This is a genomic window from uncultured Anaerovibrio sp. (assembly GCF_947302755.1).
Taxonomy (GTDB): Bacteria; Bacillota; Negativicutes; order Selenomonadales; family Selenomonadaceae; genus Anaerovibrio.
Genome location: NZ_CAMYWM010000140.1, coordinates 1 through 6,304, shown reverse-complemented (window position 1 = coordinate 6,304; position 6,304 = coordinate 1). Strand labels below are relative to the sequence as shown.

Here is a 6,304-nt window from a genome sequence, read left to right as displayed (position 1 = left end):
ATAGGGGTACTTTGCGCTTTTTTAGGTAGTGCGTGGTATGGTTTCATAATAAAAAAAGCGGTTCATTGAGCCGCTTTTCCATTGAAAAAGGTTCACTCTGTATACATTTTTGTTCCACAGCTTTGGCAAAATTTTGCTCCCGGCAGAAGCTTTGCCCCGCACTCAGTACAAAACTTTTTGGTGCGGGCTGTGGGCCGATCAGTGGTAATAGCTGCACCACAGCTCATACAGAATTTCTGTCCTGCCTTGGCCGGTGCCTTACAGCTTGGGCAATTGATGGCAGACCGGGAGGCCATGGATATTACAGGGCTGGATTTTACAATGGGGGCCATGGGGTCCTTGGAGCCAAGCTGCTGAAAAACCATTCGCAATACAGGGATCAGCATATCATTGGGTACGTAAATCTTGTAGGTATCCGATGCCGGTGAAATTCCTTCCTGATAATACATATTCAGGTCAAAGCCGAATTGGGACCTGGTAAGCTGGATATTGGCACCGATAAACCGCTCCATGGGAATGAACCAGGGATAACCAAGGATATGCATACCACGGGTGGTGAGGAGAAAGCCCTTGTTGGGTGCCTTCATATCACCATCATCGTAGAAAAACAACACCTGCTCCTCAATGGAGCTGAAATTGCTGAATTTCTTGAGCCCAAAGGCGATACAGCTGTCCATATGGGGGTTTACACCCGGAAAATAAAAATTTACGGGCATAAAGCCAAGGCCGCTGATTATATTTTGGGCAAAAGCTATGTTGTTAAAATCATTAGATATTTGATAAGTCATAAGAAAAGTGAAAATCTATTCCTGCTCCTTTTCGTCAGCTTGAGCTTCGTCGTTTGCCCTGATCATATACTCCCGTATCAGGCTCAGATGGTTGGTCATGGCATTGTAGGCGTCGAAGATTTCTCCATCCAAAATGGCCCGTAAAATGCGGCGGTGGTAATAAAGGGTATTGGACACACTCAGGGAATTAAGGGTCAATGAAATATTTTTTTCGATGGAAGTAAACAGAATATAGGTAAGATTGCCGATAATCCGATTACCTGTGGATTCCGCAATGAGCTGGTGAAACCGTCCATCCTCGGCTACATAATCCTCACCTTTGTTGATGCGTTCCTCAAGGGTTTCCGTCAAGTCAATAAGGGCCTGCTTTTGCTCCTCGGTGGCATTTACCGCAGCCAGCTGAGCAGCCTTTGGCTCAATCATTAGACGTAAATCTATCATATCCAGAGCCAGCAGCTTATCGTCATAAATAAAGGTCAGTCCCAAAGGGTCATCGGGAATGCCCTGCTTTTCTGAAATGAAGGTGCCGGCCCCCTGACGGCTCTCCAAAATATTGCGGGCAATGAGTACCTTGAAGGCTTCACGGAGGGTTCCGCGGCTGACAGCGAATTTATCGAGGAATTCTGCTTCTGTAGGCACCTTGTCACCAGGCTTCAGCTGTCTGGAAGTAATGTATTCAATTATTCGATCTGTTGTCACCTCGACCAGGGTTTTCCCACTCTCTTCCTTTAAATCGTCCATGCCATTTTCTCCTTATTGAAAATTTGTTGTATTTTGTCCGTAATACTTGTTCAAATTTATAAGACCATTATATACAATTTAAATTAATAAATCTATATTATTTTATAAATCTTATTTTGGGAAATGGGATAAAATAGCTGATGTAGGGCACTTAAATGTAGATAAAGCATAGAGAAAAGAGGATTATAATTTATGTAATTTGTCAGATGAAAAATATTATTTTGGGAGGTTGTATTTGGTTAATTAAAATATACATATTTTTTTAGGCCCAAAAAGCAGGATTTTAAAAATAATTGTAGAAATTGTAAGACAATTAATTGAGTTTATGATATTCTACTTTTGATAGAATATCTAAAAATTTAGGGAGGAGTAAGTATGAAGCTATCGTTGAAAAACAAAGTGATCTTTGTTGTAGTATCCATCTCGCTTTTAACCACGCTTTGTATAGGCATGATGATGGTTTATAGCATGGTGGAAGAGTCAGATCGGCAGGTTGCGGCCTATCGGGAGACGCTGACTCATGACATTGAGAAGCAACTTAAGGATCAGACAGAGAGTGCAGTTTCCGTAATTAATTATGTCTACGGTCTGCAGCAGAGTGGTGTCCTTACAGAGGAGCAGGCCAAGAAGGAGGCTGCTGACCGGGTAAGGGCTATGCGCTATGATAATGGTGCCGGTTATTTCTGGGTTGATACCTATGATGGTGTCAACGTGGTTCTTCTGGGACGTCCTTCTGAGGGTAAGAGCCGTATCAATTTGGTAGATCCAAACGGTACCCGTTTTATTGAAGAAATGATTAAAAATGGCCGCAAGGAGGGTGGCGGATTTACTGACCTGATGTTTGCCAAGCCAGGTGAGGACACTCCGTTGCCGAAGCGGAATTACACCGTTTCCTTTGCCCCATATCAGTGGGTTTTGGGTACAGGTGTATGGATTGACTACATTGACAGTATGGTGGCTCAGCAGCAGGAAAATGCTGATGCGGCCCTGATGGCCAGCCTGTTAAAGATGGGCGTGTTTGTGCTGATACTTCAGGTTGCCTTTATTGCCATTGGTTATGTATTTGCCAATAGGATTACCCAGCCGGTTAAAGGTGTTGGCTACCGGTGATTTCCGTACTGACAGAAATGATGATGTCAGATTTGATACCAACGATGAAATTGGTGAAATGCGGCAGGCATTGCGTACCCTGCAATCCAATATCAGTGACATGATGAAGAAGGTCGTGGATATAGCCCAGCAGGTAACCACGTCAGCCGGTCAGTTGAACGACAGTGCCAGCCAGTCGGCAGAGGTGTCCAATTCCGTGGCCAATTCCATGGTTAATGTGGCCGGTAATTGTTCTGAGCAGTTTACCGAGATCGAGACTGCCAATGGCCAGGTGGAGACTCTGGGACAGCATATGACCAATTTTGTAAATACAATCCAGCATTCCAGCGAGGTTGTAAAGCAAACCCAGGATAAGGCTGTTTCTGAGTCCAGAACCGTTGATGGGGCAGTGGAGCAGATGAAGCTTATTCAGAAGTCGGTTATGCAGTCAGCTGAGGTAATCACTGAGCTGGGTGAGGAATCGGATCGTATTGGCAAAATTGTGGATACAATTTCCTCTATTGCCGGTCAGACCAATCTGCTGGCTCTTAATGCCGCCATTGAGGCCGCCCGTGCCGGTGAGCATGGCCGTGGCTTCGCCGTTGTTGCCGATGAAGTAAGAAAGCTGGCTGAGCAGTCCAGCGAGTCAGCCGGTGAGATTGCCGGTCTCATTACTTCCATTCAGGATAAGAGCCAAAAGGCAGTGGCTGTTATGCAGGAAGGGGTTAGTCAGGTAGAATCCGGTACCAAGGTAGTACAGGATTCCGGCTCCAGCTTCAATGAAATTGCGGAAATGGTACGCAAGGTCGTTGATGAATCCCGCGAAATGAATAACATTGTGGGCTCCCTGAATGAAAATACCAAGACTATAGAGGAAGCTATTCAGTCCGTAGCTGTAAAGAGCTCGTCTGTATCCTCCGAGGCCGAAAGCGTATCGGCAGCCAGCGAGGAGCTGACGGCTACCATGAGCGAAATCGAAAGCTCCAGTGGCGTTTTGGCAGATATGGCCAAGGAGATGCTCAAATCCATTGAACATTTTAAGATGGATAGAGGATAAATCCGGTGCCGGCTGGGCGGTGTCTGATGTATAAAATGGGCCTGGTGCCAGTCTTTTACATGGTTTTTTCATGGATTAGTGCTATATTACTTAATGTAATTTAACTAGGAAAAGAAAAGAGGTTGATTTATATGCAGACAATTGCCCTGATTGCTCATGACAAGAAGAAGGAAGAAATGCTGGAATTTGTAGAGCAGCATATTGATTTATTACAAAATTGCCATCTGATAGCTACCAATACCACCGGTACCCGAATTAAAGAGAAATTTGGTGTAGAGGTGGAGACCATGATGTCCGGGCCCCTGGGGGGCGACCAGCAGATTGGCGCCAAGGTGGCAACCGGTGAGATCGATTATGTAATCTTCTTGCGTGATCCGCTTACATCCCAGCCGCATGAGCCTGATATAAACGCTTTGCTCAGACTGTGCGACGTTCATAATATCCCATTGGCTACCAATAGAACCAGCGGTCATATTATGCTGAAGTATGTTGCTATTGAAAATACAGTGGCCAATGATTAAGTAGTGGATTAATGGGTAAGAAAGCCCAATGAAAAAAGCAGAAACCGCTTTTGTGGTTTCTGCTTTTTTATTGCGAAATCTTAGCAAATCAAATCCGAAGGATGCAGATGGGCTTTAGATTTCGTTGTAAGGGCGTAGTGCGAAATAAGGTTTCGCACGAAGCTTATTGGACAGATATATCAGTTTTGTCACGGCATGGGAAATCATCTGGCAGCTTCTGCCCTTTTATTGGCAGATATGTCAGTTGTGTCACGGCATGGGAACTCATTTGTACAGCATTTGTTTTTTTGTTGGGCAGAATTTTTTGATGGCAGATGTGTCAGCTTTGTCCCTTAAGCAAATCGGCAATAGTAATATTGCTGAAGAAATCCTTTACCATTTCATCAAAAAGCTTCCACATAGGCAGGGTAAGACATTGGGCTTCCCGGGGACATTCCTCGGCCCCTTCCTGAAGACAGGCAACGGATGTAAGGCGGCCCTCCGTTACCTGAAGAATTTCCATTACATTATATTCCTCCGGCTTGCGCAGAAGCCGATAGCCGCCGCCCTTGCCGCTGGTGCCCTTCACCAGGCCGGCACTGACCAGCATTTTTACTACTCGCTCCATGTACTTCTTGGAAATCTCCTGGCGCTGGGCCACATCATCCAGAGTTATGGGCTTGTCAGTTGGTTGCTGGGCCAGGTCTATCATGAAGCGTACAGCATATCTTCCCTTAGTTGAAATCATAGAATAACCTCCTTCGTATTTTTTCTTAAACCTATTTTACCTTAAGGTTGGTAGAATTTTCAAATTTTTTAATTTGCCTATTGACATAGTAGGCATATAGGTTTAATATATAGACATCGAAATTGAGCACACAAGATTAAGTATTAGGGAAAGGAGATGAATGTCATGTATGGAGTAAACAACACTTGTAAGACAGCAGCATGGGTTTGTCGAATGTGCTACTCCCGGGCATGTGAGTATGGCCAGGTGCATTCGTCTGCTTTGCAATGCAGCTGATTATTTTGCCATTTGCCCGGGAGCTTGGATAAAGCCCCGGTTTTTTTGTAAGCGGCACTTTAGGTAAAAGCGGCAAAGGGCGCAGCTTGAATTTAGTGCAGCTCAGGGGAATGGGACTAGCCTATATAGTCTGATTTTTACAGCTCAGATTTCGCTGAATAAGTTACAAAATTTGCGTTTATGTATAGAACAGGAGAGATTATTATGAGCAACTATAAATTTGAAACCCTTCAGCTTCACGTAGGTCAGGAGAACCCGGATCCGGCATCTGATGCACGGGCAGTGCCAATTTACGCAACTACCTCCTATGTATTCCGCAATTCCCAGCACGCAGCTGATCGCTTCGGCCTTGCTGATGCAGGAAATATATATGGCCGCCTGACCAACTCCACCCAGGGCGTTTTTGAGGAACGAATCGCTGCCTTGGAGGGTGGTGTGGCCGGCCTGGCCCTGGCTTCCGGCGCAGCTGCTATTACCTATACTATTCAGGCACTGGCCAAGGCCGGTGAGCACATTGTGGCCCAGAAGACCATTTATGGCGGCTCGGCCAATCTGTTGGCCCACACCCTGCCGTTGTACGGTATTGAGACCACCTTTGTGGATGCCCATAATTTAACGGAAATCGAAGGGGCTATTCAGGAGAATACCAAGGCTATCTACATTGAGACCCTGGGCAATCCAAACTCCGATATTCCAGATATTGATGCCATTGCCAAGCTGGCTCATAAGCATGGCCTGCCGCTGGTAATTGACAACACCTTCGGCACCCCATACCTTATCCGTCCTATTGAGCATGGTGCAGATATAGTGGTTCATTCTGCTACCAAGTTTATTGGCGGTCATGGTACGACCTTGGGCGGTGTTATCGTGGACAGCGGTAATTTCGACTGGGCCAGGAGCGGCAAGTATCCTTGGATTTCCGAGGCCAATCCAAGCTACCACGGGGTAAAGTTCACGGAGGCTGCTGGCAAAGCCGCCTTTGCCATTTATATCCGGGCAATTTTGCTCCGTGACCAGGGGGCAACCATTTCCCCATTTGCCGCCTTCCTGCTGCTGCAGGGCACCGAGACCCTGTCCCTGCGCCTGGAGCGTCACGCGGAAAATA

General features: G+C 46.0%; 7 protein-coding genes. 4 read left to right on the top strand and 3 right to left on the bottom strand.

Translation table 11 applies throughout. The features are described from left to right. Positions 1-92: 92 nt before the first annotated feature. Together Q0Y54_RS11075 and Q0Y54_RS11070 are read right to left on the bottom strand one after the other, a co-directional pair. Positions 93-788, bottom strand: a complete 696-nt coding sequence (locus Q0Y54_RS11075) for a zinc ribbon domain-containing protein (protein ID WP_297967783.1) — start codon at positions 786-788, stop codon at positions 93-95. A 15-nt stretch (positions 789-803) separates the two neighbouring features. Next, entirely contained in the window at positions 804-1,529 is a 726-nt protein-coding gene (locus Q0Y54_RS11070; protein ID WP_297967780.1) for a FadR/GntR family transcriptional regulator, read from the bottom strand. A gap of 375 nt (positions 1,530-1,904) precedes the next feature. On the opposite strand from Q0Y54_RS11070, the gene Q0Y54_RS11065 reads away from it, so the two are divergent. From Q0Y54_RS11065 to Q0Y54_RS11055, 3 genes are all read left to right on the top strand, one after another. After that, positions 1,905-2,639, top strand: coding sequence for a cache domain-containing protein (locus Q0Y54_RS11065; RefSeq protein ID WP_297967778.1), 735 nt, complete (start codon positions 1,905-1,907; stop codon positions 2,637-2,639). Continuing rightward, positions 2,587-3,675: a methyl-accepting chemotaxis protein gene (locus tag Q0Y54_RS11060; RefSeq protein ID WP_297967776.1), complete on the top strand. Its 1,089-nt coding sequence runs from the start codon at positions 2,587-2,589 to the stop codon at positions 3,673-3,675. Before Q0Y54_RS11065 ends, Q0Y54_RS11060 begins: the two co-directional genes overlap by 53 nt. Before the next feature lie 131 nt (positions 3,676-3,806). Continuing rightward, the gene (locus tag Q0Y54_RS11055) at positions 3,807-4,196 is read left to right on the top strand and encodes a methylglyoxal synthase (RefSeq protein WP_297967773.1); all 390 of its coding nucleotides are present in this window, start codon (positions 3,807-3,809) and stop codon (positions 4,194-4,196) included. Between the two features lie 319 nt (positions 4,197-4,515). Here the strand turns inward: Q0Y54_RS11055 and Q0Y54_RS11050 are convergent, their stop codons facing one another. After that, the gene (locus Q0Y54_RS11050; RefSeq protein WP_297967770.1) at positions 4,516-4,923 is read right to left on the bottom strand and encodes an Rrf2 family transcriptional regulator; all 408 of its coding nucleotides are present in this window, start codon (positions 4,921-4,923) and stop codon (positions 4,516-4,518) included. 480 nt (positions 4,924-5,403) lie between these two features. On the opposite strand from Q0Y54_RS11050, the gene Q0Y54_RS11045 reads away from it, so the two are divergent. Then, positions 5,404-6,304 (top strand): O-acetylhomoserine aminocarboxypropyltransferase/cysteine synthase family protein (locus Q0Y54_RS11045; protein ID WP_297967767.1); only part of this gene is annotated, 901 nt, incomplete at its 3' end.